This is a genomic window from Pantoea sp. ANP04 (assembly GCF_041982285.1).
GTDB lineage: Bacteria > Pseudomonadota > Gammaproteobacteria > Enterobacterales > Enterobacteriaceae > Pantoea > Pantoea eucalypti.
This window is the reverse complement of record NZ_JAUTYS010000005.1, coordinates 211,704-237,510: the sequence shown is the minus strand read 5'-3', so window position 1 is coordinate 237,510 and position 25,807 is coordinate 211,704. Positions and strand designations below refer to the sequence as shown.

The 25,807-nt window shown below is 53.9% G+C and carries 21 protein-coding genes; 9 read left to right on the top strand and 12 right to left on the bottom strand.

Annotation, left to right across the window (positions count from 1 at the left end; genetic code table 11):
• Positions 1–295 precede the first annotated feature (295 nt).
• Entirely contained in the window at positions 296–1,366 is a 1,071-nt protein-coding gene (gene ompA / locus Q7C21_RS09635) for a porin OmpA (RefSeq protein WP_140033554.1), read from the top strand.
• Between the two features lie 97 nt (positions 1,367–1,463).
• On the opposite strand, the gene matP is transcribed toward ompA, so the two are convergent.
• Entirely contained in the window at positions 1,464–1,931 is a 468-nt protein-coding gene (gene matP, locus Q7C21_RS09630; RefSeq protein ID WP_375150652.1) for a macrodomain Ter protein MatP, read from the bottom strand.
• Positions 1,932–1,984: 53 nt separating this feature from the next.
• Between matP and Q7C21_RS09625 the strand changes: the two genes are divergently transcribed.
• Both Q7C21_RS09625 and fabA read left to right on the top strand, forming a co-directional pair.
• Positions 1,985–3,856, top strand: a complete 1,872-nt coding sequence (locus tag Q7C21_RS09625) for an AAA family ATPase (protein WP_375150651.1) — start codon at positions 1,985–1,987, stop codon at positions 3,854–3,856.
• A gap of 68 nt (positions 3,857–3,924) precedes the next feature.
• Complete coding sequence (gene fabA, locus Q7C21_RS09620; protein ID WP_008925876.1) at positions 3,925–4,443, top strand: bifunctional 3-hydroxydecanoyl-ACP dehydratase/trans-2-decenoyl-ACP isomerase; 519 nt, start codon at positions 3,925–3,927, stop codon at positions 4,441–4,443.
• A gap of 68 nt (positions 4,444–4,511) precedes the next feature.
• Here the strand turns inward: fabA and rmf are convergent, their stop codons facing one another.
• The 6 genes from rmf to rlmKL all read right to left on the bottom strand — a co-directional run bounded on the left by rmf (position 4,512) and on the right by rlmKL (position 12,475).
• A complete protein-coding gene (gene rmf / locus Q7C21_RS09615) occupies positions 4,512–4,679 on the bottom strand; it encodes a ribosome modulation factor (protein ID WP_008925875.1) in 168 nt (55 codons plus the stop codon).
• Between the two features lie 279 nt (positions 4,680–4,958).
• Entirely contained in the window at positions 4,959–5,528 is a 570-nt protein-coding gene (gene pqiC / locus Q7C21_RS09610) for a membrane integrity-associated transporter subunit PqiC (protein ID WP_008925874.1), read from the bottom strand.
• The gene (gene pqiB / locus Q7C21_RS09605) at positions 5,525–7,168 is read right to left on the bottom strand and encodes an intermembrane transport protein PqiB (protein WP_008925873.1); all 1,644 of its coding nucleotides are present in this window, start codon (positions 7,166–7,168) and stop codon (positions 5,525–5,527) included. Before pqiB ends, pqiC begins: the two co-directional genes overlap by 4 nt.
• Positions 7,155–8,423: a membrane integrity-associated transporter subunit PqiA gene (gene pqiA / locus Q7C21_RS09600; protein ID WP_008925872.1), complete on the bottom strand. Its 1,269-nt coding sequence runs from the start codon at positions 8,421–8,423 to the stop codon at positions 7,155–7,157. The genes pqiB and pqiA overlap by 14 nt, the downstream gene beginning before the upstream one ends.
• Positions 8,424–8,437: 14 nt before the next feature.
• Positions 8,438–10,354 carry an ABC transporter ATP-binding protein gene (locus Q7C21_RS09595; RefSeq protein WP_375150650.1) on the bottom strand — a complete coding sequence of 639 codons (1,917 nt, stop codon included), beginning with the start codon at positions 10,352–10,354 and terminating at the stop codon, positions 8,438–8,440.
• Positions 10,355–10,360: 6 nt separating this feature from the next.
• Complete coding sequence (gene rlmKL, locus Q7C21_RS09590; protein WP_008925870.1) at positions 10,361–12,475, bottom strand: bifunctional 23S rRNA (guanine(2069)-N(7))-methyltransferase RlmK/23S rRNA (guanine(2445)-N(2))-methyltransferase RlmL; 2,115 nt, start codon at positions 12,473–12,475, stop codon at positions 10,361–10,363.
• A 110-nt stretch (positions 12,476–12,585) separates the two neighbouring features.
• Here rlmKL and Q7C21_RS09585 point away from each other — a divergent pair, with 110 nt between their 5' ends.
• Complete coding sequence (locus Q7C21_RS09585; protein WP_008925869.1) at positions 12,586–13,695, top strand: YcbX family protein; 1,110 nt, start codon at positions 12,586–12,588, stop codon at positions 13,693–13,695.
• Here Q7C21_RS09585 and Q7C21_RS09580 read toward each other — a convergent pair whose 3' ends face one another.
• The 4 genes from Q7C21_RS09580 to Q7C21_RS09565 form a co-directional block, all read right to left on the bottom strand.
• The gene (locus Q7C21_RS09580; RefSeq protein ID WP_008925868.1) at positions 13,696–14,238 is read right to left on the bottom strand and encodes a cell division protein ZapC; all 543 of its coding nucleotides are present in this window, start codon (positions 14,236–14,238) and stop codon (positions 13,696–13,698) included.
• A 152-nt stretch (positions 14,239–14,390) separates the two neighbouring features.
• Positions 14,391–15,401, bottom strand: coding sequence for a quinone-dependent dihydroorotate dehydrogenase (pyrD, locus tag Q7C21_RS09575; protein WP_008925867.1), 1,011 nt, complete (start codon positions 15,399–15,401; stop codon positions 14,391–14,393).
• Positions 15,402–15,535: 134 nt separating this feature from the next.
• Positions 15,536–16,837, bottom strand: a complete 1,302-nt coding sequence (locus Q7C21_RS09570) for a flippase (protein ID WP_039660951.1) — start codon at positions 16,835–16,837, stop codon at positions 15,536–15,538.
• A 101-nt stretch (positions 16,838–16,938) separates the two neighbouring features.
• Positions 16,939–17,919 (bottom strand): glycosyltransferase family 2 protein, encoded by a 981-nt coding sequence (locus tag Q7C21_RS09565; RefSeq protein ID WP_008925865.1) that lies wholly within the window; start codon positions 17,917–17,919, stop codon positions 16,939–16,941.
• 749 nt (positions 17,920–18,668) lie between these two features.
• Between Q7C21_RS09565 and ssuE the strand changes: the two genes are divergently transcribed.
• The 5 genes from ssuE to ssuB are packed head-to-tail and all read left to right on the top strand — an operon-like array spanning position 18,669 to position 22,933.
• Positions 18,669–19,220 (top strand): NADPH-dependent FMN reductase, encoded by a 552-nt coding sequence (gene ssuE / locus Q7C21_RS09560; RefSeq protein WP_008925864.1) that lies wholly within the window; start codon positions 18,669–18,671, stop codon positions 19,218–19,220.
• 11 nt (positions 19,221–19,231) lie between these two features.
• Positions 19,232–20,185 (top strand): sulfonate ABC transporter substrate-binding protein, encoded by a 954-nt coding sequence (locus tag Q7C21_RS09555; protein WP_039660948.1) that lies wholly within the window; start codon positions 19,232–19,234, stop codon positions 20,183–20,185.
• 12 nt (positions 20,186–20,197) lie between these two features.
• Positions 20,198–21,346 carry an FMNH2-dependent alkanesulfonate monooxygenase gene (ssuD, locus tag Q7C21_RS09550; RefSeq protein ID WP_375150649.1) on the top strand — a complete coding sequence of 383 codons (1,149 nt, stop codon included), beginning with the start codon at positions 20,198–20,200 and terminating at the stop codon, positions 21,344–21,346.
• Positions 21,347–21,356: 10 nt separating this feature from the next.
• Positions 21,357–22,148, top strand: coding sequence for an aliphatic sulfonate ABC transporter permease SsuC (ssuC, locus tag Q7C21_RS09545; RefSeq protein ID WP_008925861.1), 792 nt, complete (start codon positions 21,357–21,359; stop codon positions 22,146–22,148).
• Entirely contained in the window at positions 22,145–22,933 is a 789-nt protein-coding gene (gene ssuB / locus Q7C21_RS09540; protein ID WP_375150648.1) for an aliphatic sulfonates ABC transporter ATP-binding protein, read from the top strand. Before ssuC ends, ssuB begins: the two co-directional genes overlap by 4 nt.
• Before the next feature lie 73 nt (positions 22,934–23,006).
• Here ssuB and pepN read toward each other — a convergent pair whose 3' ends face one another.
• Entirely contained in the window at positions 23,007–25,622 is a 2,616-nt protein-coding gene (gene pepN / locus Q7C21_RS09535) for an aminopeptidase N (protein ID WP_105099342.1), read from the bottom strand.
• Between the last annotated feature and the right edge of the window lie 185 nt (positions 25,623–25,807).

Here is a 25,807-nt window from a genome sequence, read left to right as displayed (position 1 = left end):
GATTCTGTTAGTTCGAGCTGTGACAATGGGTTAGCAGGTTTTTTGGGCTTTTTGCTGCGACGTTACGACCATCCTAATTGTTAGAAATTGTGTATAAACCGCTGTTTTTTTACAGTAGCGCCTCACATCATACTTGTAAGTTTCCAATCTCGTTGTAGACTTTAGCTCGCCAGGGTGCTCAATAACCTCCGTTTTTTGCGGTAGAGTCATAAGCGAGCGTTTTGACCCGGCGAAGGATTTAAACCAAGAGCAACCTTTTTGCTCATTGCCTATTTGGATGATAACGAGGCGCAAAATGAAAAAGACAGCTATCGCAATTGCAGTGGCACTGGCTGGCTTCGCTACCGTAGCGCAGGCCGCTCCGAAAGATAACACCTGGTACACCGGTGCTAAACTGGGCTGGTCTCAGTATCACGACACTGGCTACTACGGTCACGGTTACGAGAACAATGACGGTCCAACTCATGAAAGCCAGCTGGGCGCAGGTGCGTTCGTTGGTTATCAGGCAAACCCATACCTGGGCTTCGAGATGGGCTATGACTGGCTGGGTCGCATGCCTAATAAAGGCAATGTGACTAACGGCGCATTCAAAGCACAGGGCGTTCAGCTGGCTGCTAAACTGAGCTACCCAATTAATGACGATCTGGACGTGTATACTCGTCTGGGCGGCATGGTATGGCGTGCAGATGCAACGCAGACTAACCCAACTACTGGCCGCATCAGCGACCACGACACCGGCGTATCTCCGCTGGCTGCAGTTGGTGTTGAATATGCGCTGACTCAGAACTGGGCTACCCGTCTGGATTACCAGTGGGTTAACAACATCGGTGATGCACAGACCGTTGGTGCTCGTCCAGACAATGGCATGCTGAGCGTAGGCGTTTCATACCGCTTCGGTCAGGATGACGTCGCTGCTCCGGCGCCAGCTCCGGCTCCAGCACCAGCGCCAGTTGTTGAAACCAAGCGTTTCACTCTGAAGTCTGACGTTCTGTTCACCTTCAACAAATCTACCCTGAAGCCAGAAGGCCAGCAGGCTCTGGATCAGCTGTACAGCCAGCTGAGCTCAATGGATCCTAAAGATGGTTCCGTTGTCGTACTGGGCTTCACCGACCGCATCGGTTCAGAGCAGTACAACCAGAAACTGTCTGAGAAACGTGCTCAGTCAGTCGTAGATTACCTGGTCTCTAAAGGTATCCCTTCTAACAAGATCTCTGCACGTGGCATGGGTAAATCTAACCCAGTTACCGGCAATACCTGTGACAGCGTGAAAGGCCGTAATGCCCTGATCGATTGCCTGTCTCCGGATCGTCGCGTAGAAATCGATGTTAAAGGCATCAAAGACGTTGTAACTCAGCCACAGGCTTAAGTTTACATGTCATAAAAAACCCCGCCAAGGCGGGGTTTTTTTATGCCAGTAATAAAGCTGGCATCAGGCGTTCAGGGATGACATTGCTCCCGTTACGTTACTCGCTTTCAGAGCCTGAATTACCCAGGATCGCCTGCAAATCCTGTTTCAGGCTGGACATCTGAGTGGCATATTTCTCTTTATGTTCTGCATCTTCTATCAACTGAACAATTGTTTCAGAAAGCGTGCAGCCGCGCCGCTGTGCCAGTCCCGCCAGTCGTTGCCAGACCAGATATTCAAGGTCGATGGATTTTTTACGGGTGTGCTGATGTTCAGCATTGAAATGGCGTTTTCGCCGGGCACGGATAGTCTGTTTCAGCCGATTATCCAGATCAGAATGGATATGTTCCGCGATCCATTCATTCACCGTGACCGGATTATTTTCCATCGCCAGAAGCTTATCGACTGCAGCCTGCGCCGCACTTAATTCAAGGTGACGCGTGATCAGTTCACCTTCCCGATGTTTTTTCACCAGGTATTTCCACTTCCATCCACATTCAAGATTTTCGAGTTGCTGGTATTTCATCGGAATCTCATCGTGATCACGTAACGAACTAAGAATAACAGCTTTTTTCCCGGATGCAGCAACGAAAAACATGCTGTCATCATCACATCTTCAGCAGGAAGTCTGCAGTGCTTAACAAGGGTGATTCCTGTATAATCTCGCTTTTCTTAATACAGACAAATGCGATTATTTTGACCAGCACCCAACTTACGTGGCAGACCTTACAGCCGGATAGCGCGCAATACCAATCCGTTTTCTCCCGAATTGCTGATGAAGAAACTGATGCTCTGGCAACGGTACAGCCCCGTTTGCTGAATGCACTTGCGCATTTACACCATCAGACGCAAGGGTTCCCATTACTGCTGGTTCGTAGCCAGGAAAATCGCGATTATCTGGCATTCATTGCCCAGGCCGCACAACGGGTTATGGCCGACAGTACCACGCTGTATGGTGGTGACTACCATATCATGGCAGATAATGTCACGCTCCAGCCTCCCTCCGATCCACAACGCCCGTTCACCAGTCAGGGTGGTATTCACTTTGCTGAGTGGATTGAGATGGAACAGTTGTTTGGCTGCGTGCGCCAGTATAAAGATCGCATCCAGCTCGAGCCGGGCCTGATACATCGCGCTAACGGCGGCACGCTGGTGCTTTCGTTGCAAAGCCTGATGACGCAGCCCATTCTCTGGTTGCGCCTGAAAAAGTGTATTGAGCAGGGCTATGTCGAGTGGACATCCCAGGACGAACGCCAGCCACTGCCGGTTTCCATTCCGCCTCTGCCACTCAGTCTCAATCTGGTCCTGTGTGGCGAACGTGAAACCCTGGCAGATTTTCAGGAGCTCGCCCCTGAAGCACACGAAATGGCCATCTATACTGAGTTTGAAGAGAATATTCAGATTCTGGATGAGGATGACATGCTTGCCTGGTGTCGCTGGAACGCAGAACTGGCACAGCAGGCGGGGCTGCCCCTGCCGGAAGAGGACTTCTGGCCCGAGCTGATTAAAGAAGGCGTTCGCTATAGCGGCGATCAGGATACCCTGCCACTTTGTCCCCGCTGGCTCCAGCGTCAGATGCGCGAGTCAGCCCTGATGGGCGATGAACAACTCAATGCTGAAGCGCTACGTGATGCGTTGGAAGCGCGCTTATGGCGCGAGAATTATCTCAATGAACGGATGCGTGATGAGATCCTGCTGCGGCAGATTCTGATTGAAACCGAAGGTGAAGTTGTCGGTCAGATTAATGGTCTGTCAGTGGTGGAATTTCCTGGCCACCCGCGCGCCTGGGGCGATACTTCTCGCATTACCTGCGTGGTCCATCCTGGTGATGGTGAGTTCATGGATATCGAACGCAAAGCGGAGCTGGGCGGGAATATCCATGCCAAAGGTATGATGATTATGCAGGCTTACCTCACTGCCGAGCTGGAACTTGATCAGCAACTGCCCTTCTCGGCCTCAATGGTGTTTGAACAATCTTATTCCGAAGTGGATGGTGACAGCGCCTCGCTGGCTGAACTCTGTGCCTTAATAAGCGCATTGGCAAATCAGCCCATCAATCAGCAAATTGCTGTCACCGGCTCGGTCGATCAATTCGGCAACGTGCAACCTGTGGGCGGGCTGAATGAGAAGATCGAAGGCTTCTTTGATATTTGCCATCAGCGAGAACTGACGGGCCAGCAGGGAGTGATTATTCCTGCCTGCAATGTGCGTCATCTTAGTCTGAACCAGGCTGTTGTCACGGCGGTTGAGCAGGGTCGCTTCCACATCTGGGCCATTGACCAGGCCGAGGAAGCACTGCCGCTGCTGACGGGGAAAATCTGGAGTACCGAGGATGGTCTGGGTGATTGCCTGCTGAATACCATCCAGGAACGCATTAGCCTGTTCAACCAGCCGGACGGTCCGCAACGTCCCTGGGCGCTGCGCTGGCTTAACTGGTTTAACCACCGTTAATCCGATTTGCTCAGCGTACAACTGTTCGCTAATATTCGTGATTCACTAAAACAAGGCTTATTGAAAACATGGTAGATAAACGCGAATCCTATACCAAAGAAGATCTGATTCTGTCAGGTCGTGGTGAACTGTTTGGCGAAAATGGTCCGCCGCTTCCATCCGGCAACATGCTGATGATGGACCGCGTGGTCAAAATGACCGAAGACGGCGGCAAATATGACAAAGGCTTTGTTGAAGCGGAGCTGGATATCAATCCCGATCTCTGGTTCTTCGGTTGCCACTTCATTGGCGATCCGGTGATGCCGGGCTGCCTGGGCCTGGATGCCATGTGGCAGCTGGTTGGTTTCTATCTGGGCTGGCTGGGCGGCGAAGGTAAAGGCCGTGCACTGGGCGTGGGTGAAGTGAAATTCACCGGTCAGGTGTTGCCAGAAGCGAAGAAAGTTACTTACCGCATTCACTTCAAACGCGTGATCAACCGTAAACTGGTGATGGGCGTGGCAGATGGTGAAGTGCTGGTTGACGGTAATCTGATCTATACCGCCAGCGATCTGAAAGTCGGCCTGTTTAAAGATACCGCCGCTTTCTAAGCGTTTCCTCCGGAAACAAAAACCTCCGCGCATGGCGGAGGTTATATTCCCTTTTCAGTGACATCCGGTTATGCAGCTACCGACCTGTCCTCCATGGCTTGTCGCCAACCTCCCAACCAGTGAGACTTAGCGTCAATCAACTGATACGGACACATCTCTTTTGAGCGTCCAGTAATGCCTGCCTGATAACCACGTGAATGGGCGCGTTCGAGGCGGTCTCGTTTCTGTCTCTTCATACTCCGTGTCCCTCATGTAAGGTCTGTGGAATCTGGTGGAAAGAAAAGTGGTGATTTAATGTTCAACCACCCTTATGTTCTACCTCCTGCGAATCCAAAGATCAATGCTCAATCTTCATGCCAGTGTCATAAATGTGACCTTAATCGGTAAAAATAACGGCGTTTTGTGATGCACACATCAACACCATCTCTCTGATTAAGCTAATAAAAAAGCCCCTGGCCGGCGTCGAAAAATCACGACAACCGGACAGGGGCTTAGCTTATTTATTCACATTAATCTTAATTTAACGCAACCACACTGTTGGCAATCTTCTGCGCAGTCTGTTGCCAGCCCGCCGCCAGCGTGCGGACCATAGCATCATAGCCATCTTCGGTTTGCGGCAGAACCAGATTAAACGCCTGCTTAGTCAGACGGCCCTGATGTTCCAGCGTCCATTCACCACTGACGATCGCTTTGCCATCGTAACGTCCCTGGAAGCCGGTGACCGTCACGTTAAGCGTATCGTGTTGCGCACCTAACGGTGAACCGGCCACCAGCCGGCCTGGTAACGCCTTGCTCAGGTTAGTGATCAGCGTCTGCTGCAACTGCTGATCGAGCGGACTGGCCCAGAGATTATTTGTGGCGATGACATATTTGACATCGCTGGTCTGATAAACCAGTCCATTGCCTGCCAGATAATCCGGCACCGTCACCTGCTGCACCCACAGCATCGGCTGCGCTTCATTCAGCTGGCTGCTGCTGACCTGCATGGATGCCGCCCCGGAGGGCAGCTGATACCAGGTATTGTCAACGCTGCTACTGCACGCACTTAACACCAGCGCGGCACAAAGTATCAATCCTTTCTTCACTGTTTCGCCCTCTTCGGCTGGGGATCCTGTCCCGGTTTCGCCTCAAATACCAGCGCATTGCTCTTATTGTTGAGCGTTCTCAGTACCGGCTGAAGTTCACGCAGTACCTGATCCAGTCGCTGCATATCGCCTACCACTTTGGTGTAGGCTGGCGAACCTGGCTGCAGGCCCTTCATGCTGCGGTTCAGCTCGCGCAATGTCTGCTGCAGATCTTCCGGCAGCGTTTTCATCGCCGGACTGCCAGTGACTTTGTTGATGTTGTCGATGGTGCGCTGCAGATCACGCATCGTTTTCTGGCTCTCTTTCAGTGTACCTGTGGCTTCGTTAACCATGCCGTTCAGTGGAAGACTGTTGATTTTATCCAGTGCCGCCATCAGCTTCTGCTGAATCTGGCTCAGGCCACCACTGACCGTTGGGATCACTTCATAGCCAGAGACTTTCTGTGGTCCTTTATAGGCTGGCGCATTGTCATAGAAGTCGAGATCGACATAGAGTGCGCCCGACAGCAGGTTGCCCGTTTTCAGCGTGGCACGCAGACCGCGTTTCTTACCATCCTGCAGATGCTGTTCAAGATCGAAATTTTCACCCAGCCGGCTGATAAAGCGATCCGGCTCAATACGAATCAGTACCGGTACGCGGTAATCATTATTCAGCGCCTGATCCAGGCCTGCTTTCATCAATGGCGCTTCAGAAACGGTACCCAGACGAATACCCCGGAACTCAACCGGCGCGCCTGCCTGAAGACCACGAATCGAGTCGGTGAAGAACATCAGGTAATCAATATGGTTGGTATAAAGTGAGTCCTGAATACTGCGCTGATCGTCAAACAGATGATAATCAGATTTGTTCTGCGCAGGCTCACCCAGTTCCCAGCCATCCGGCACATCAAAACTGACGCCACCACTGAAGAGCGTCGTGAGCGAACCCATTTCTACGCGCATGCCAGAGGCAGACATATCCACGGCGATACCGCTGTCCTTCCAGAAACGCACGTTGGTCGTAACCAGGCGGTCGTAAGGCGCAGCGACAAACAGCTGATAGGTCATCATACGTTTATCAGTATCAAAAACGCTGGTCTCAACCGTACCGACGCGATAGCCGCGGAACAGCACCGGATCGCCCGGATTAAGCTGACCCGCTTTTTTGCTGTCGAGAATAATGCGGATACCTTTCGCATCTGGCGGCGCTAAAGGAGGGGCATCGAGCAGGTTAAACTGTTCTGGCGCTTCACTTTTGGTGCCGGGCTGTAATTCAATGTAGGCACCTGACAGCAGCGTTCCCAGCCCGCTGATGCCTTCACGTCCTATTTGCGGTTTCACTACCCAGAAAACACTGTCTTTATGCAGCAGTTTTCCCATACCCGCATTAAGACGGGCCTTAATTTCTACATGGTGGAGATCGTCGCTTAACACCGCGCTCTCCACGATACCGACATCCACGCTGCGACTTTTAATTGTGGTTTTACCCGCAACAATGCCTTCGGCGTTTTCGGTGATTAAGGTGACTTCAGGCCCCTGATGGCTGAAATGGTAGAACAGGATCCACCCGCCAATTAACAGCGTAACGATGGGGACAATCCAGACCGGCGACCAGCGCTTAATCTGTTCCACCTTTGCATGGCCGTGGTTAGTTTCCGTCAAGGCGCGACTCCTTCATATTGTTTTCGCGTACACGATCCCAAGTTAATCGCGGGTCAAAGGTCATGGCAGCAATCATGGTGATAATCACCACCATCGCAAACAGTACTGCCCCCCACGCGGGATAAACATTCATTAATTGCCCCATACGCACCAGCGCAGAGAGCACGGCAATCACAAACACGTCAATCATTGACCAGCGGCCAACAAATTCAACCACTTCATAAATTTTGTGCATCCTGTGGCTGTCACGCCGTCCGCGCCCGCTGGCATCCCAGCAGAGCCAGCCAATCGCCAGCATTTTTAGCGTAGGCACCATAATGCTGGCGATAAAAATCACCAGCGCTACCGGATAAGAACCGTCATCCCACAGCACAATCACCCCCGCCATAATATTAGAGGGATACGCTGTGCCGAGGGTTTCCGTCACCATGATCGGCAACAGGTTGGCGGGGATATAAAGCAGTATGGAGGTAAACAACAGCGCCAGCGTCCACTGCAGGCTGTGCTTTCGTCGCGCCTGCGCCGTTACGCCGCAGCGCGGACAGGTATGCTCAGCTTCAGGCAGAATGGCCGTACAGCATGGGCAGGAACGCAGGCCCTGCTCTAAACCACTGATGCCCACTTCGGGCAGATGAGGTAGCGCGGGTCGGGGGGAGAGACTCTCCCACAACTCGCGCCGGTCAACGCACTGAAAGGCCCGAAGTTGTAACAGACAAAACAACACCCACGGCCAGAAACTGGTCTCCAGGCCAATCTCACCGTAGGCCATCAGTTTGACGAAGCTGACCAGCACGCCCGCCATAAAAATTTCTGCCATGCCCCAGTTACGCAGCTGAAACAGGATGCGTGCCAGACCAATTTTAAGTCGGGTTGGAAAAGGAACCGGATTGACCAGCAGTATAATGGTGATCATGCAGAAAGCCGGGACCGCCTGCACAAAGAGCAGGAACAGCGTCGCCAGGCTGCTGTAATCTTCCGTCACCATGACCTTGGGGATCTGCGAAAGTGTAATCTGGCTGGTCAGCCCCGCAACTTTCATTGAGACGAAAGGAAACAGATTCGCCAGCAGCAGCATAAAGAGTGCTGCCAGCGCATAGCCCGTCGGTCGTTTGCGCGGCTCGTGCCAGTTGGCCGTCAGGGAGGTGTGGCAGCGCGGGCATGATGCACGGCTGCCAACGGGAATGTCCGGCAGCTTAATCATTAAATCGCATTGTGGACAAAGTATCCACGCGTTACTTTTCACTGCTGAACACATCCGTTAGCCCTGCCCTACGCGCCGTTTTTCAGTGACTCAAGCTCTTCCCAGCGCGCAAAAGCGGTTTCCAGCTCCTGCTCAGCCTGCGCCAGATTATCCAGCACCGACTGTGTCTGATCGTGTGCCTGACTGAAGAAGTCCGGGTGACTCATCTTCGCCTGCAGTTCGCCGATGCGCGCCTCCAGCTGCTCCAGTTTTTGCGGCAACTGTTCCAGCTCTCGCGCCAGGTTGTAGCTGAGTTTATTTACGTTACGCTTCGCATCACTCTTCTCTGCGGCAGGCTTAGCGGTATTAGCCGTCGCTTTTGCGGGTGTGGCAGCTCTGTGCTGACGGTAGGCGGCGCGCTGCTGCTGAGCATCGTGATAACCGCCCACAAAGGTGCCGATTTCGCCGTTGCCTTCAAAAATCCAGCACTCAGTGACGGTATTGTCGACGAACTGACGATCGTGACTGACCAGTAAGACGGTGCCCTGATAACCATCAATCAGCTCTTCCAGTAGTTCCAGCGTTTCGACGTCGAGGTCGTTTGTTGGTTCATCCAGAATCATCAGGTTGCTGGGACGCAGGAACAGACGCGCCAGCAACAGGCGGTTACGTTCACCACCCGAAAGTGCGCGCACCGGCGTCATGGCACGTTTAGGATGGAACAGGAAGTCCTGCAGATAGCCCAGCACGTGGCGCGGTTTGCCGTTAACCAGCACTTCCTGCTTGCCTTCGGCCAGGTTGTCCATCACGGTGCGATCCGGATCCAGTTCAGCGCGATGCTGGTCAAAGTAGGCCACTTCCAGCTTGGTGCCGGAATGCACGCGGCCATGATCCGCTTTTAATTGCTGCAGCATCAGACGCAGTAAGGTGGTTTTACCGCAACCGTTCGGTCCAATGAGCGCAATTTTGTCGCCACGCTGAACCTGGGTTGAGAAATCCTTCACCAGCACTTTGCCGTCGACCGCGTAGTCGACATGTTCCAGCTCAAACACAATTTTGCCGGAGCGGGACGCTTCGCCCACCTGCATGTTGGCTTTGCCCATGACTTCGCGACGTTCCGAATGCTCACGACGCAGCGCTTTCAGCGCACGCACACGGCCTTCGTTACGTGTACGACGGGCTTTGATGCCCTGACGGATCCACACCTCTTCCTGCGCAAGCTTGCGGTCGAATTCTGCGTTCTGCATCTCTTCAACGCGCAAGGCTTCTTCTTTGCCTTCCAGATAGAGATCGTAGTTGCCCGGCCAGGAGACCAGCTTGCCGCGGTCGAGATCGACGATACGTGTCGCCATGTTGCGGATAAACGAACGGTCATGCGAAATAAAGATGATGCTGCCGGTGAAGTTCTTCAGGAACGTTTCCAGCCAGTCGATGGTTTCAATATCGAGGTGGTTGGTTGGCTCATCCAGCATCAGCACGCGCGGGTTACTGACCAGCGCACGGCCCAGCGCCGCTTTACGCAGCCAGCCGCCAGAGAGCGACGACAGTTCGGTATCGGGCTGCAGACCAATCTGCTCCAGCACGTCATGGATGCGACTTTCCAGCTGCCACAAATTCTGATGGTCGAGAATAGTCTGCAGACGCGCCATCTCATTGAGGTTTTTATCGCTTGGATCGTCCATCACCACATGGGAAATGGCGTGATAGGCTTTCAGATGCTCAGCCTGCTCTTCAACGCCCTCAGCCACGAAGTCATAGACCGAACCGGTGATGTTACGCGGTGGATCCTGTTGCAGACGCGCAACCACCAGATCGGTTTCATAAATAATGCGGCCATCATCCAGCGGCTGTTCGCCGTTGATGATTTTCATCAGTGTGGATTTACCTGCACCGTTACGGCCCACCAGACAGACGCGTTCGTTCTCTTCAATGTGCAGTTCGGTGTTGTCTAGCAGCGGCGCATCGCTGAAGGAGAGATAAGCGCCGTGGATACTGATTAATGACATGTAATCTTATTCCTTACCGGCGTGAGTGATCAGCCAGCAGTTGTGAATTTGACGGTTACGCGCGAAGTCCTGTGACTGTGTTTTCTGGGTAATATCCTGCGCCTGCAGGCCCAGTGCTTTCAGGCCATCCATGTCCATTTTGAAACCGCGTTTGTTATTGGAGAACATGATGGTGCCGCCGCGTCGCAGCAGGCGCTTCAGGTTACGCATCAGCATCATATGATCGCGCTGAACGTCAAAGCTCTCTTCCATACGTTTTGAGTTGGAGAAGGTTGGCGGATCGATAAAGATCAGGTCAAAATTCTCGTCACTCTCATTCAGCCAGCTCAGGCAGTCTGCCTGCATCAGGCGGTGCTGACGCCCGGTCAGTCCGTTAAGACGCAGGTTGCGCTCCGCCCACTCCAGATAGGTCCGCGACATATCTACCGTGGTGGTCGAACGCGCCCCACCCAGACCGGCATGCACACTGGCGGTGCCGGTATAGGCAAACAGGTTCAGGAAATCTTTGCCCTGGCTCATCTGGCCGAGCATTTTACGGGCAATGCGGTGATCGAGGAACAGGCCGGTATCGAGATAGTCGGTCAGATTCACCCAGAAATGCGCATTAAACTCTTTAACTTCGAAATAGTCGCCCTTTTCGCTGAGCTTCTGATACTGCGCTTTGCCTTTCTGACGCTCACGCGTTTTCATAATCAGACGGTCGGCAGGCAGTTCCAGTACGCTCAGGGTCGCGCTGATCACATCGAACAGGCGCTGACGCGCTTTGTTCGGATCGATCGTTTTCGGTGGCGCATATTCCTGGATAATCACCCAGTCGCCATAGCGATCGACAGCGACGTTGTAGTCTGGCAGATCGGCGTCATAAATGCGGTAGCATTCAATGCCTTCCTGACGCGCCCACTTCTCCAGCTTTTTCACATTTTTACGCAGACGGTTCGCGTAATCTTCCGCAATCTGACCGGCGCTTTCATGGCTGTTGACCGCCAGCTGATAATTTTTCTGAACGCAATCCAGCGGACCGTTTTTCGCTTTGAACTGGCGGTCGGCACGCAGTTGCAGGCAGCTCAGCAGTTCAGGCGAGGCGCTGAACAGCGACAGATTCCAGCCGCCAAAATGCTGCTTCATCAGACGTCCAAGCTGGCTGTGCAGCGCAATGAGGGCGGGTTCGCTCTCCAGACGTTCACCGTAAGGCGGATTGCTCAGCACCGTGCCATGCACAGCCGGATCGACCGGATTGGTCAGCTTCAGCAGGTCCTGTTGAGCAAAGGTAAAGAGTTCATAAACGCCTGCGCGACGGGCATTCGACTGCGCCCACTCCAGCACGCGGCCATTATTATCATAGCCAAAGAAGCGCGCCTGGGTGGCGGCGGTGCCCGCACGGGCACGCGCCTGCGCCTCGGCTTTCACGTCCTGCCACAGAGCCGCATTAAACTGGCTCCAGGCGGTGAAGCCCCAGTGCTTGCGCAGCAGGCCTGGTGCGCGATCGCAGGCGATCAGTGCGGCTTCAATCAGCAGCGTACCGGAACCACACATCGGATCGATCAGCGGCGTGGTCGGCTCCCAGCCAGAACGCAGCACAATCGCTGCGGCCAGCGTCTCTTTCAACGGTGCCTGACCGGTTTGCTGCCGATAGCCGCGCTGATGCAGCGAACTGCCGCTGAGATCCAGCGCAATACTGGCACGATCGTCATTCAGCCAGACGTTGACACGGATATCCGCCTGCTCACGATCGACATTCGGCCGCTCGAGGTTTTGACGGGTAAAGCTGTCCACGATGGCATCTTTCACTTTCAGCGCGCCAAACTGGCTATTACGAATCGAGTCGTTGGTGCCGCTGAAATGCACGACAAACGTTTTGTCGCTGCCGAACATCGTCGGCCAGTCCACGCTCTGTACACCCAGATAGAGATCAAGATCGCTGTAGACGCCAAACTCTCCCAGCGGCAACAGGATGCGTGATGCTAAACGACTCCACATCAGACTTTGGTACATGGCGCGATCGTCGGCTTCGTAGTGAACGCCTCCCTGCACCACTTGCAAATCCTGCGCGCCCAGCGCGTCCAGCTCACTTTTTAACAGCTCTTCGAGCCCACGCGCCGTGCTGGCAAACAGAGAATTCATATCGTCACTTTTTAACTCTTGAGAAAATTGTCGCGCATTATAGCGAATCGGAGACCTATGTCATAAAGTTAGCTTCTTTTGTGTCGCGCGTCGGGTTCAAGGAGAACACCATGATCACGCTTTCCCGCTTATTTATTCATCCTGTGAAGTCGATGCGGGGATTAGCGTTATCACACGCGCTGGTCACTGACAGCGGACTGGCGTTTGATCGTCTGTTTATGGTGACCGAACCTGATGGCACCTTTATTACCGCCCGCCAGCACCCGGAGATGGTGCGCTTTACGCCCGCGATTCTGCCGGATGGCCTGCTGTTGGCGGCGCCAGATGGGAGTCAGTCCCTGATCCGCTTCAGCGATTTCGATGAGCAGGATCATCCCACCGAAGTCTGGGGTAATCATTTTACCGCGCGCATAGCGCCCCTTGCGATAAATCAGTGGCTGAGCCAGTTCTTCCCGCGCGACGTTCAGTTGCGCTGGGTCGGGCCACAACCCAGCCGTCGGGTCAAAAAGTTTGATCACATTCCGCTTAGCTTTGCCGATGGCTTTCCGTTTTTGCTGATCAACAACGCGTCGCTGCATGATCTGCAACAACGCTGCCCGGCCAGCGTCCGAGCCGAACAGTTTCGTCCGAATCTGGTCGTCAGCGGTGCTGCCGCATGGGATGAAGATAGCTGGGCAGAAATTCAGATTGGCGACGTGATATTCGAGGTGCCAAAGCCCTGCAGTCGCTGTGTGCTCACCACGGTCAGCACCGAGACCGGCGTTAAGCATCCCACCGGTCATCCGCTGGCGACGTTGCAGACTTTTCGTACCGCTCAGGATGGCAGTGGTGACATCGATTTCGGCCTGAACTTAGTGGCGCGTAGCAGCGGCGTGGTGCGTGCGGGTGATGAAATGATTGTCCTGAAACGTCATGCATCGCGCAGGTATGGGGCGGGTGAAGTGGTTGAAACGTTGAAACCAGAAAAACAGGCGCCTGAAACCGTGAACATTACTTATCAGGGTCAGACATTCACCGGGGATAATCAGCAGGTGTTACTGGATCAACTGGAGATGCAGGGCTTTCGCATACCCTATTCCTGTCGTGCAGGTCTCTGTGGCAGTTGCAAGCTGAATCTGGTCGCAGGTGAGGTGAAGGCGCTGAAACAGAGTGCCCTGCGTCAGGACGGCACACTGTTAAGCTGTAGCTGTATTCCGGCGGGCGATGTTGAACTGAGATGATCAGACAGCGCGGGCGAAAGGTGCAGCAACGTCCTCATGCCAGGGCTGCAGGCGATCGTTCATCACTTTGATGGCATCGCCGAGCACCATGTTTTTTCCCGCCAGCGTGAGACCTTGCTGCGCCAGCAGACAGAGCGCCGCATTATCACCACTTTCAACCACCAGCAGACGTGCCTGTGTTCCCTCTTCAGCCAGCGTAACCTGTACCATTTCGCCAGGACGAGGCTGCATGGCCGGGGCATATGAGGTGAAATGCCAGCTTTTAGGCATCAGGGGTTTGAGAAAGCGGGCAGCGACCAGTGCGTTTAACACCAACTCAGCACGGTGACTGCCACTGAGTTTGCAATGACGGCAGGTCTCTTCAAACGTGTAATAAAGAGCAGCGTCATCGACACAAAAGCCCGATTCAGCGAAAGCGTCCGGCGTGAGCATTTTGCGGGAATAGCGGGAACGAAACAGCATACCGTCGGCCAGGTCGAGCATCATTCGATCGTGGCTGCTGTCAAAATACCAACGCCAGTTATCATCGGGTTTAATTTTCATCGTGTGCCCTGTATTTACCGCTGCGCCAAAAATCACGCAGAATTCAGCGAAAAAGAAACATAAGGAAAAGCTGAAAAAGCGTGCAACAGGACAAAATATAAACGAGCCGAGGGGATAAATAAAGCCCCCGGCCCGTCATTGTGAGAATTGTCTTAGATATTGGTAACGATATCTTTAATTAAGCCCGGTCCCTGATAAATAAAACCTGAATAAATCTGAACTAATGTTGCCCCGGCGGCGATTTTTTCACGTGCGGCCGTTAAAGAATCAATGCCACCAACGCCAATAATCGGCAGGCGTCCCTGCAGTTCCTGAGAGAGGCGCTGGATAACCGCTGTGCTCCGGGACTGAACTGGCCGGCCACTTAATCCGCCTGCTTCCTCAGCATATTTGAGTCCACTAACCAGCGAACGATCGAGGGTGGTATTGCAGGCAATAACACCATCAATCTGATGACGAATTAAACTGTCTGCGACCTGAATTAACTCCTCTTCCGAGAGATCGGGCGCAATTTTCACGGCCAGCGGAACATATTTAAGGTGACGCTGTTCCAGCTCTTTTTGTTTTTGTTTGATTGAGGAGAGCAGATCATCCAGCGCCTCGCCATATTGCAGCGAACGCAAACCTGGCGTGTTAGGGGAGGAAATATTGATGGCGATATAACCGGCGTGGGCATAGACCTTCTCCATGCAGATCAGATAATCATCTTTGCCCTGCTCGACTGGCGTATCTTTATTTTTACCGATATTGATTCCCAGCACGCCGTTAAAACGCGCTTTTTTCACGTTTTCAACCAGATGATCGACACCCAGATTATTAAATCCCATCCGATTGATAATTCCGCCTGCTTCCACCAGCCGAAACATGCGTGGCTTATCATTACCCGCCTGAGGGCGCGGCGTGACGGTACCGACTTCAACAAAACCAAAGCCCATCGCGGCAAACGCATCAATACACTCTGCGTTCTTATCCAGCCCGGCGGCCAGGCCCAGGGCGTTCTTAAAGGTCAGTCCCATACAGGTAACCGGACGCGACGGCAGAGTCTGGCGATAGAACATCTCAAGTGGCGTGCCGCTCATAAAGCGTAGTTGCTGAAAGGTGAGTTCGTGTGCGCGTTCGGGGTCGAGTTTAAACAGCGCCGGTCGGACGATAGGATAAAACATGCACTCTCCTGAAGGACGGAAGCGATCGTGGAAGTCGGTGCACGGGAAAATGTGCGCCAGAATGGTAAAGTGCTCTGGCGCAAAAGTAAATCGAACTGCGGGGTGGTGGGAAGTTAACTGAAAATCCCTTGATCTTACGCAGCGGAATCGTTTACGGGGTGATTTTCCACCTGCGAGGGGAACAGATATTCCCGGAGGATCCCGTGACGCTGCATGATGCCAAAAATACCGATGCAGACGAACGCTTCTGCCCCGACCATCGACCATGCGGCCCCGATCGCACCAAACTTCCACGCCAGGAAACAGCACAGCGGCACGTTAATCACACCCGCGGCCATCATCACCCACATACGCTGACGCGCTAAACCATGTGGAATCAGAATCTGTAATCCGGCCGGATAAGCAATGTTGCCAAACAGGAAGCAGAGCACAAAGACACGCAGCACATCCGCCGACGGAATAAAGTCCTTACCCAGTAAGATTGAAACCACCAGGTCAGCAAAGAACCAGGTAAAGATCACAATCGACAGACTCAGGGAAAACGACAGCAGCAGGCTTTTGCGCGTCGCTGCAATGGCAGCCCGTTTATCCCGGCCAAACAGATGACTGACGCGCGGGAAGAAGGCGCTGCCAATCTGCTCTGGCACAGAGTTAGCGGCTTTACGCAGACGATCCGCACCGTTATAGATACCCACCATATAGGTGGAGGTAAAGGAGGCAAGAATCACGACGTTGACGCTGTTAAACAGATTGGCACCAGCAATGGCGATAAAGACATCCATGCTGTCGGTGATGCGCTGTTTGATTTCACGCGGTTCAAAACGGTAGCGACCAATGACCTTCATCTCCAGCACAAACTTCAGCGTAATCGCTGCACTGATGATGGAGACAGTGCCAGGGATCAGGGCAGCCAGCCAGGTATCCTGCGGGGATTTTACCAGTAAAAAGGTCAGTGGAATCGCACAGAAGTTCCCGAAGGTAGCGATCATTGCCGTCTTACCCAACTTCTCAAAGCCCTGCATCAGCCAGCCAAATGAAAACAACGAGCCTATCAGCGTGGTGCAGTTCGCCAGGATGATAAAGAACAACGGATGCCAGGCAGGATTGAACCAGGTCGCGGTCAGCAGCGTGCCGCTGGTCACCACCAGCAGCATCAGCTTGGCGTTAAATGTTGACCAGAAAAGCTGAGTGACGCGTTCTTTGTCATCACGATGGTGAGCAATATCTTTGGTGGTAAAGACATTGAATCCCCAGTCAGAGATGGTACTGCAATAGAGCACACAGGCGATCGCCAGTGCCAGCGTACCCATCTGCTCTACACCCAGAACACGGGCAAGATAGGGCAGCGTCGCCAGCGGAAAAAGAAACGACGCACCACGATAGGCCAGCAGGGAGAAAATATTAATAATCAGACTTTTATCAAGAACTTTTGCCATGACGCAACAACCTTATACACATTGCATGTCTCACCTTCTCATTTCGCTAAGGCATAAACAATATCGCTTCACATTTTTCAGAATCAGGCTGTTTTTTGTGATCAGGCCGCGTTTTTCAACTCTTTTTTGACTTTGTAATGCTGCAGCGCAATAAACAGTTCAGGACGATTAAACAATAACCGCTCTTTAAAGCTCTCTGCTTTAACATTACGCCCCAAAAAGCGAATAGCATTCAGCACATATTCAGGAACAGGTGTTCGATTGTAGAGTGATAAATAGATCATCAGACGAAACGAGTGAACTAAATAGGCTTTTTCCAGGGTGTCACGCCATGCTGATTTAACCATCGATCCGGTTAACGTGTTGTAGGCATGCATAAAAGCGTCATAGCGCTGATGGAAAAACTCATTGCTTTTAGTACTGTTGGTCAGTGAACCGTTGCGAATACGCTGTTTATAATAGACCTGATGACTGACCCAGGCCTGCTGACTTTTCATAAAACAGGAAAGGGTAAAATTGTGGTCTTCATGAACACGTTTAACAAAGCGCAATTTATGCTGCTCAATAACGCGTTTGCTGATGACATAACTCCAGGCCGCCGAGGTATAGCTGCCATTACGCAGCAGCGCCAGCAGGACCTCCTGTGGCTTTTGCTGGCCAAAGAGTTCGTGCCTCACTTTTGGTGAAGTGATGTCAATCTGACCATCGCGGAATACACACGATTTAAAACAGAACAGGTCCGTTTCAGGATGCGTTTCCGCCACCCTGGCCAGCTCGGCCACCAGGCCGTCCGCCACGACGTCGTCCGGATCACAGAAAAAGAGAAACTGTCCCTTCGCCTGTGCAATGCCCACATCCCGGGCCTGACCGGCGCCTCCATTTTCAGTGGTAATTATTTTCACCTGAGGAAGATGCGCATAATTCTGTTCAAGTAAGGCTAATGTTCCATCGGTGGAACCATCATTCACAATGAGTATTTCATTGGGCGCTTTAACCTGACGTAATAATGAATCGACGCACTCCACAATATATTTTTCAACATTGTAAGTTGGAATAATTACAGATAATAGAGTGTCAGACATAGGCAATTCTCTGCTGTTAGAAAAAAGACAATACGCGTCACCTGCCAGATGCAGGTCCTGACCAGAGGCGAAACGTCGAAAAGAGTAATGCGCTATTATTATGATAGCTTTCATTTGGCCTGATTATCTTAAACCGGTAATGCGAATAAAGACCAGTCGTAAAAATTATCTTAACGTTTCCTGTGAAAATCACTGTTAATGAAAGTGCATCTATAGTCCGCGTAAATGTCAAAACCGTTGATGATCGATTTAAAATAGCCCGGCAAAGCAGACGTAACCATGTTCAGGAATGTGTAAGAGAACATCTGTAATAGTGAATAACTTCACCATTACTTCATTTTCATTGCAGTTTTCTTTCTGCGATTAATCTTAGCTTCAGGCAGGGGCTTCCGCAGACAGGCAGATTCTGTGCCGCTCAGAGGGGCTGTTATGCTCACCGCTTCGCTTTAACGCTGTATGATTCTCAGGAAGATTGATTAAGCAATCAGACGAAAACGATTTTTTTCAGCACCCTCCCCCGTTTTGACCATCTCGTATCAAACTCCTTAATCAATTCACCGCCTGCCGGAACCTAAATTAAGAATTATCGGAAGCTTATGCGTTACCTTCTGCAGCGGCGTCTTCTATTTGCATTTTTCACCCTTACTTTGCCGGATAAATCATTTAAGCCCACTCCGTAGCTCTGACAGTATGAAGCCATTAGTTCTCAACTTTAGATAATCAATAACTTTTAGTTATAAGGAGTGATGATGCGCGTTATTACGCTGGCTGGCAGCCCACGATTTCCTTCCCGCTCGACTTCATTACTGACGCTGTGTCAGCACAAGCTGGAAGCGCGTGGCATTGAAGTCATTCCCTGGAATATTCACAACTTTCAGCCTGACGATCTGATCAATGCACGTTTTGATGCACCCGCACTCCTGGCCCTCCGTGAAGACCTCGCGTCTGCTGATGGCCTGATCGTGGCGACACCTGTTTATAAGGCGTCCTTTTCAGGCGCGCTGAAAACCCTGCTCGATTTGCTACCTGAACGTGCACTCGAGCACAAGGTTGTGTTGCCGCTGGCCAGCGGCGGCAGTGTCGGCCACATGCTGGCGCTGGATTACGCCCTGAAACCGGTTCTTAACGCCTTAAAGGCGCAGGAGATCCTGCACGGTGTTTATGCCGAGGACAGCCAGATTACCCACTACGATCGTCAGCCGGTTTTACAGGATTCACTGTCACAGCGTCTGGATGAAGCCGTCACTGCGTTCTGGCTGGCGCTGACCCGTCACCACCACCCCGTTGCACAAGCGGTATAAGGAAGAGTTCGATGAAGCAAATAGTTGGAAAGTGGCTGGTGGCAGGCCTTTTACTCATCGCCCCTCTGGTTCAGGCCGCCGAATCCGATCCGGCTGAGATTCGTATCGGCTATCAGAAAGGTTCAGTCAGCATGGTGCTGGCAAAATCACATCAGTTACTGGAGAAGCGTTTTCCCCATACTCAGATTAAGTGGATCGAGTTTCCGGCGGGTCCACAAATGCTGGAAGCGCTGAACATCAACAGTATTGACCTCGGCAGCACCGGTGACCTTCCGCCATTGTTTGCCCAGGCCGCTGGCGCGGATCTGCTTTATGTCGGCTCCGAGCCGCCAAAGCCCAAAGCAGAAGTGATTCTGGTCCCAAAAGAGAGTCCTCTGAAACAGGTCGCAGACCTGAAAGGGAAAAAGGTCGCATTCCAGAAAGGCTCCAGCTCGCACAATTTACTGCTTCGCGCCTTACAGCAGGCGGGCCTGAGTTTTAAAGATATTACACCGGTTTATCTGACACCCGCCGATGCGCGCGCCGCCTTCCAGCAGGGAGATGTTGATGCCTGGGCAATCTGGGACCCCTACTACTCCTCGGTGCTGTTGCAGGGTCATTCGCGTCTGCTGACTGATGGCAGCGCACTTAATCTGACTGGCTCATTCTATTTAGCGACCCGCAGCTATGCCGAAGCCCATGGCGCCTTTATCCAGCAGGTTCTCGATACCTTTAGCGCGGCCGATGCGCTGACAATCAGCCAGCGTCAGCAGAGCACCACACTGCTGGCGCAGGCAATGGGTCTGCCTGAGCCGGTTATCGCCAGCTATCTCAGCCATCGGCCACCAACCCGGATTTCACCGGTGAGCGCTGAAACCGCTGCGGCTCAGCAGCGCACCGCTGACCTGTTCTATGCCAATCATCTGTTGCCCGTAAAAGTGACGATTCAGGATCGCATCTGGCAACCGCATACCGTAACGCAATAAGGAGCAACAATAATGAGCGTATCCATTTTCTGGTTTCTGCCGACGCATGGCGACGGCCACTATCTTGGTACTGCCGAAGGGGCGCGACCGGTTGATCACGCCTATCTGCAACAGGTGGCACAGGCCGCCGACCGCCTCGGCTTCGGTGGCGTATTAATCCCGACCGGCCGTTCATGCGAAGATGCCTGGCTGGTTGCCGCCTCGCTGATTCCGGTCACTCAGCGTCTGCGCTTCCTGGTGGCGCTGCGCCCCGGCGTGATTTCACCGACTCAGGCGGCGCGTCAGGCTGCCACTCTGGATCGGCTCTCCAATGGCCGCGCGCTGTTCAATCTGGTGACCGGCGGCGATCCGGAAGAGCTGGCGGGCGACGGTGTGTTCCTGGATCACCGTGAGCGTTACGCAGAGTCTGCCGAGTTTACCCGTGTCTGGCGTCGGGTGCTGGAAGGCGAAACCGTCGATTATGAAGGCAGGCACGTGAAGGTTCGCGGCGCGCGTCTGATGTTTAAACCGGTGCAGCAGCCTCGTCCGCCACTCTGGTTCGGTGGCTCTTCTGAACCGGCCCAGGAGCTGGCGGCCGAACAGGTCGATGTTTATCTCACCTGGGGTGAGCCGCCTGCACAGGTCAAAGAGAAGATTGACCAGGTGCGCGCCAAAGCCGCTGCTCAGGGACGCACCGTCCGCTTCGGCATCCGTCTGCATGTGATTGTGCGTGAAACCAATGAAGAAGCCTGGCAGGCCGCTGACCGGCTGATTGCCAATGTCGAAGACGCCACTATCGCGAAAGCACAGGCAGCGTTCCAGCGGGCTGATTCTGTGGGTCAGCGCCGGATGGCCGCCCTGCACGGCGGTCGACGGGACAAGCTCGAAATCAGCCCGAACCTGTGGGCCGGCGTGGGCCTGGTGCGCAGCGGAGCCGGTACGGCGCTGGTCGGCGATGGTCCGACGGTTGCCGCACGTATCAGGGAGTATGAAGCGCTGGGCATCGAGACCTTTATCCTGTCGGGGTATCCGCATCTGGAAGAGGCGTATCGCGTTGGCGAACTGCTGTTCCCGCATCTGGATCTGCAGGTTCCCCTGGTGCCTCAGCCGCGGGTGGTTCAGGCGCACGGTGAAGCGGTCGCCAACGATTTTACCCCTGAGAAAAAAGTCGCCCGGGGCTGAGGAGAGCATGATGGCCAGAACCCGAAAACGCCTTGCTGATACGTTGCTACCCTGGCTCCTGCCAACGCTGCTGGTCGTGGTGTGGCAGATAGCCTCACAGACCGGCTGGTTATCAAACCGCATTCTGCCCGCACCGGAGAAGATCGTGACCACCTTCTGGCAGCTGACCGCCAGCGGTGAACTCTGGCAGCACCTGGCGATCAGCAGCTGGCGGGCGCTGATCGGTTTCAGCATCGGTGGATCTCTCGGCCTGCTGCTGGGCTTAATCACGGGCACCTCAAAAACCGGTGAGCGGTTGCTGGATACCTCGCTGCAGATGCTGCGTAATGTGCCGCATCTGGCACTGATCCCGCTGGTGATCCTCTGGTTCGGCATTGATGAATCCGCCAAAATCTTTCTGGTGGCGCTGGGCACGCTGTTCCCGATCTACCTGAATACTTATCATGGCATCCGCAACATTGATCGCGGGCTGGTTGAGATGGCCCGCAGCTATGGCCTCTCCGGCTGGAGCCTGTTTATTCAGGTGATCCTGCCCGGTGCACTGCCCAATATCATGGTCGGCGTGCGTTTCGCGCTGGGTCTGATGTGGCTGACGCTGATTGTCGCCGAGACTATCTCCGCCAGTTCTGGCATCGGCTATCTGGCGATGAATGCGCGTGAATTCCTGCAGACCGATGTGGTGGTGGTGGCCATTATTCTCTACGCCCTGCTCGGCAAACTGGCGGATGTCGCCGCGTTGTTACTGGAACGTGTCTGGCTGCGCTGGCATCCCGCTTACCAACTGAAGGAGGAGAACGCATGAGCCAGACTTTCTCACCGGCCCGCCTCAACACCGGTACGCCGGTTGGCGTCAACGGCGTCAGCAAACAGTATGGCAGTCGCACCATACTCAATAAGATCGACCTGCATATTCCTTCAGGTCAGTTTGTGGCGGTAGTGGGTCGCAGCGGCTGTGGCAAAAGCACTCTGCTGCGTCTGCTGGCGGGACTTGAACAGAGTTCCAGCGGTGAACTGCTGGCGGGCAATGCGCCGCTGCAGTCAGCGCGAGAAGATACCCGCCTGATGTTTCAGGATGCGCGACTGCTGCCGTGGAAAAAAGTGATCGATAACGTCGGTCTGGGCCTGCGCGGACACGAATGGCGCAGCGCGGCAATGGATGCCCTGGCGGCGGTAGGACTGGCCGATCGGGCCAGTGAGTGGCCGGCTGCACTCTCTGGCGGTCAGAAACAGCGCGTGGCACTGGCCAGGGCGCTGATCCATCGACCGGGTTTGCTGCTGCTGGATGAACCGCTGGGCGCACTGGATGCCCTGACGCGCATTGAAATGCAGGGATTGATTGAGTCACTGTGGCAACAGCATCATTTTACTGTGTTGCTGGTCACACATGATGTCAGTGAAGCGGTGGCAATGGCGGATCGCGTGCTGTTGATTGAAGAGGGCGAGATCGGTCTGGATCTGCTGGTGGACCTGCCCCGTCCGCGGCGTCGTGGATCTGCGCGGCTGGCCGAACTGGAAGCGGAGGTACTGGATCGGGTGATGCAGCGCACGGAACGCCCGCAGCCCGTCCGTTACGCGCAACAGCGCTGAAATAAAAAACGCCTGATGCAGAGCATCAGGCGTTTTAACAGCATAGCGTGTCAACCTATGCCAGGACGGGTCATCAGGCGTTCAGTGCCCGGGTAATTTTCTCGTAAAGATCGCCAGAGAGCTTATCCAGCTGCAGCAACTGCTCAAGCGCCTGGCGCATCATCGCCTGACGGTCTTCGTCATAACGTTTCAGACGAATCAGCGGTTCTACCATTCGCGCCGCGACCTGCGGATTACGGGTGTTCAGGTCGGTAAGCATCTCCACCAGGAACTTATAACCGCTGCCATCTTTCGCATGGAACGCGGCCGGGTTAGCCGAGGCAAAGGCCCCCACCAGCGAGCGAACGCGGTTCGGGTTACTCATGGTAAAGGAGCGATGAGTCAGAAGCTGACGCACATTACGCATCACGTTGGCAGCCGGACTGGTGGCCTGCAGAACAAACCATTTGTCCATCACCAGACCATCCTGATGCCAGCGCTCATCGTAGGCCGCCAGCAGCGCATCACGGCACGGCAACTGAGCCGCCACAGCCGCGGAAAGCGCCGCCAGCGCATCCGTCATGTTGGTCGCCTGGTGGTACTGCGTCTGTACCAGCTTGTCTGCCAGCTGCGCATCGCTAAAGGCAAGATAGGTCAGGCAGGTATTTTTCAGGCTGCGCTGACCAATCGCATCATGCTCCACGCGGTATTCAGGCTGCTGATTGGCGTTGTAGATGGCAAAAAACTCATCGGCCAGTTCACGTGCCAGCGTGCGTTGCAGAGCGTCACGCACCAGCGCAATCGCCTGCGGATCAATGGTATCGAACAGCTCGGCAATCTCATTTTCCGACGGCAGGGTCAGAATCAGCGCCGTCAGGGCCGGATCGCAGTCGGTATCCAGTAATACTGCACGGAAGGCGTCGGCGACATGCAGCGGCAGCGACAGATGCTGGCCCTGCTGATAGCGTGCAACGTTCAGACGGATGTAGGTCGCCAGCAGGCTCTGCGCCGCATCCCAGCGGGAGAAGTCGTTGCGGGCATGGCGCATCAGGAAGGTGAGCTGCGCATCACTCCATTTATAATCGAGTTTCACTGGCGCAGAGAATTCGCGCAGCAGTGACGGCACCGGCTGGAAGTAGACGTTATCGAAAATAAAGGTCTGGAACTCTTCGGTGACATTCAGCACATGGTGCACCGGATGGCCGTTGTTCTGTAGCGGGATCACCTTGCCTTCACCGTCATAGAGTTCAATATCCAGCGGGATATGCAGGGGCAGCTTCTCTTTCTGATCGGCGGTCGCTGGCGTGTGCTGCGTGACGTGTAGCGTGTACTGCTCCAGTTCCGGATTGTAATCGTCGCGCACCGTCAGTACCGGCGTACCGGACTGGCTGTACCAGCGGCGGAACTGCGACAGATCGACGTTTGAGGCATCTTCCATCGCCTGCACAAAATCATCACAGGTGGCGGCGCTGCCGTCATGACGATCAAAGTAGAGCTTCATGCCTTTCTGGAAATTCTCTTCACCCAGCAGGGTATGCATCATACGGATCACTTCTGACCCTTTCTCATACACCGTCAGGGTGTAGAAGTTGTTCATCTCAATAACCTGATCCGGACGGATCGGGTGTGCCATTGGGCTGGCATCTTCGGCGAACTGCGCCCCACGCACGATACGCACATTATCGATGCGGTTCACGGCACGTGAACCCAGATCAGAGCTGAACTCCTGATCGCGGAACACGGTCAGTCCCTCTTTCAGGCTGAGCTGGAACCAGTCGCGGCAGGTCACGCGGTTGCCGGTCCAGTTGTGGAAATATTCGTGGCCGATAACGGCTTCAATACCCAGATAATCTTTGTCGGTCGCCGTTTCCGCTTTCGCCAGTACATATTTGGCGTTGAAGACGTTCAGGCCTTTATTCTCCATTGCGCCCATATTGAAGAAGTCCACCGCCACGATCATAAAGATGTCGAGGTCATACTCCAGGCCGAAACGCTCTTCATCCCACTTCATGCTGTTTTTCAGCGAGGTCATCGCCCAGTCGGCACGGTCGAGATTACCGCGATCGACGAAGATCTCCAGCGCCACATCACGGCCTGAACGGGTGGTAAAACTGTCACGCAACACGTCGAAATCGCCTGCCACCAGCGCAAACAGGTAACACGGTTTCGGGAACGGATCTTCCCACTTCACCCAGCTGCGGCCCTGCTCATCCCGGCCGCTGTCAATGCGGTTACCGTTGGAGAGCAGGAATGGATAGCGTTCACCGTCGGCATAAATGGTGGTGGTAAAGCGCGCCAGGACATCCGGGCGATCGAGGTACCAGGTAATATGGCGGAAGCCTTCAGCTTCACATTGGGTGCAGAGCGCCTCGCCCGATTTGTACAACCCTTCCAGCGCGGTGTTCTGATCCGGATGAATATCATTGATGATTTTCAGGGTGAAGCTTTCCGGCAGCTGGCCGATCACCAGTGCGCCCTCTTCTTCACGGTAAGCCGTCCAGGGTTGCCCGTCGATCTCCAGCGCAATCAGCGTTAACGCTTCGCCGTCCAGTCGCAGCTCAGCCTGGCTGTCGCCCAGTCGTTTAACCTGACTGATGGCCGTAACACGGGTGGTGGACGCATCCAGTTCAAAGGTTAAATCGATATCGGTGATGGTGTAATCAGGCGCACGATAATCGTGGCGATACTTGATTTGGGGCTGTTGCGTCATATTGCGTCTCGCGTTGTTATAAGTTTACCGGCAAAGTCTAAGCTTGTTACTACAAGCTTGCCACGCACAATGCACCTAAAGGGTGAAATGGCTACAGTTTGTTAACAAAGGCACAGATTGGCCTCGACCCACCCGACTGAAATATGCTGTGATCGGGTTCAGATAGTGAATTATACTTTCGCGTC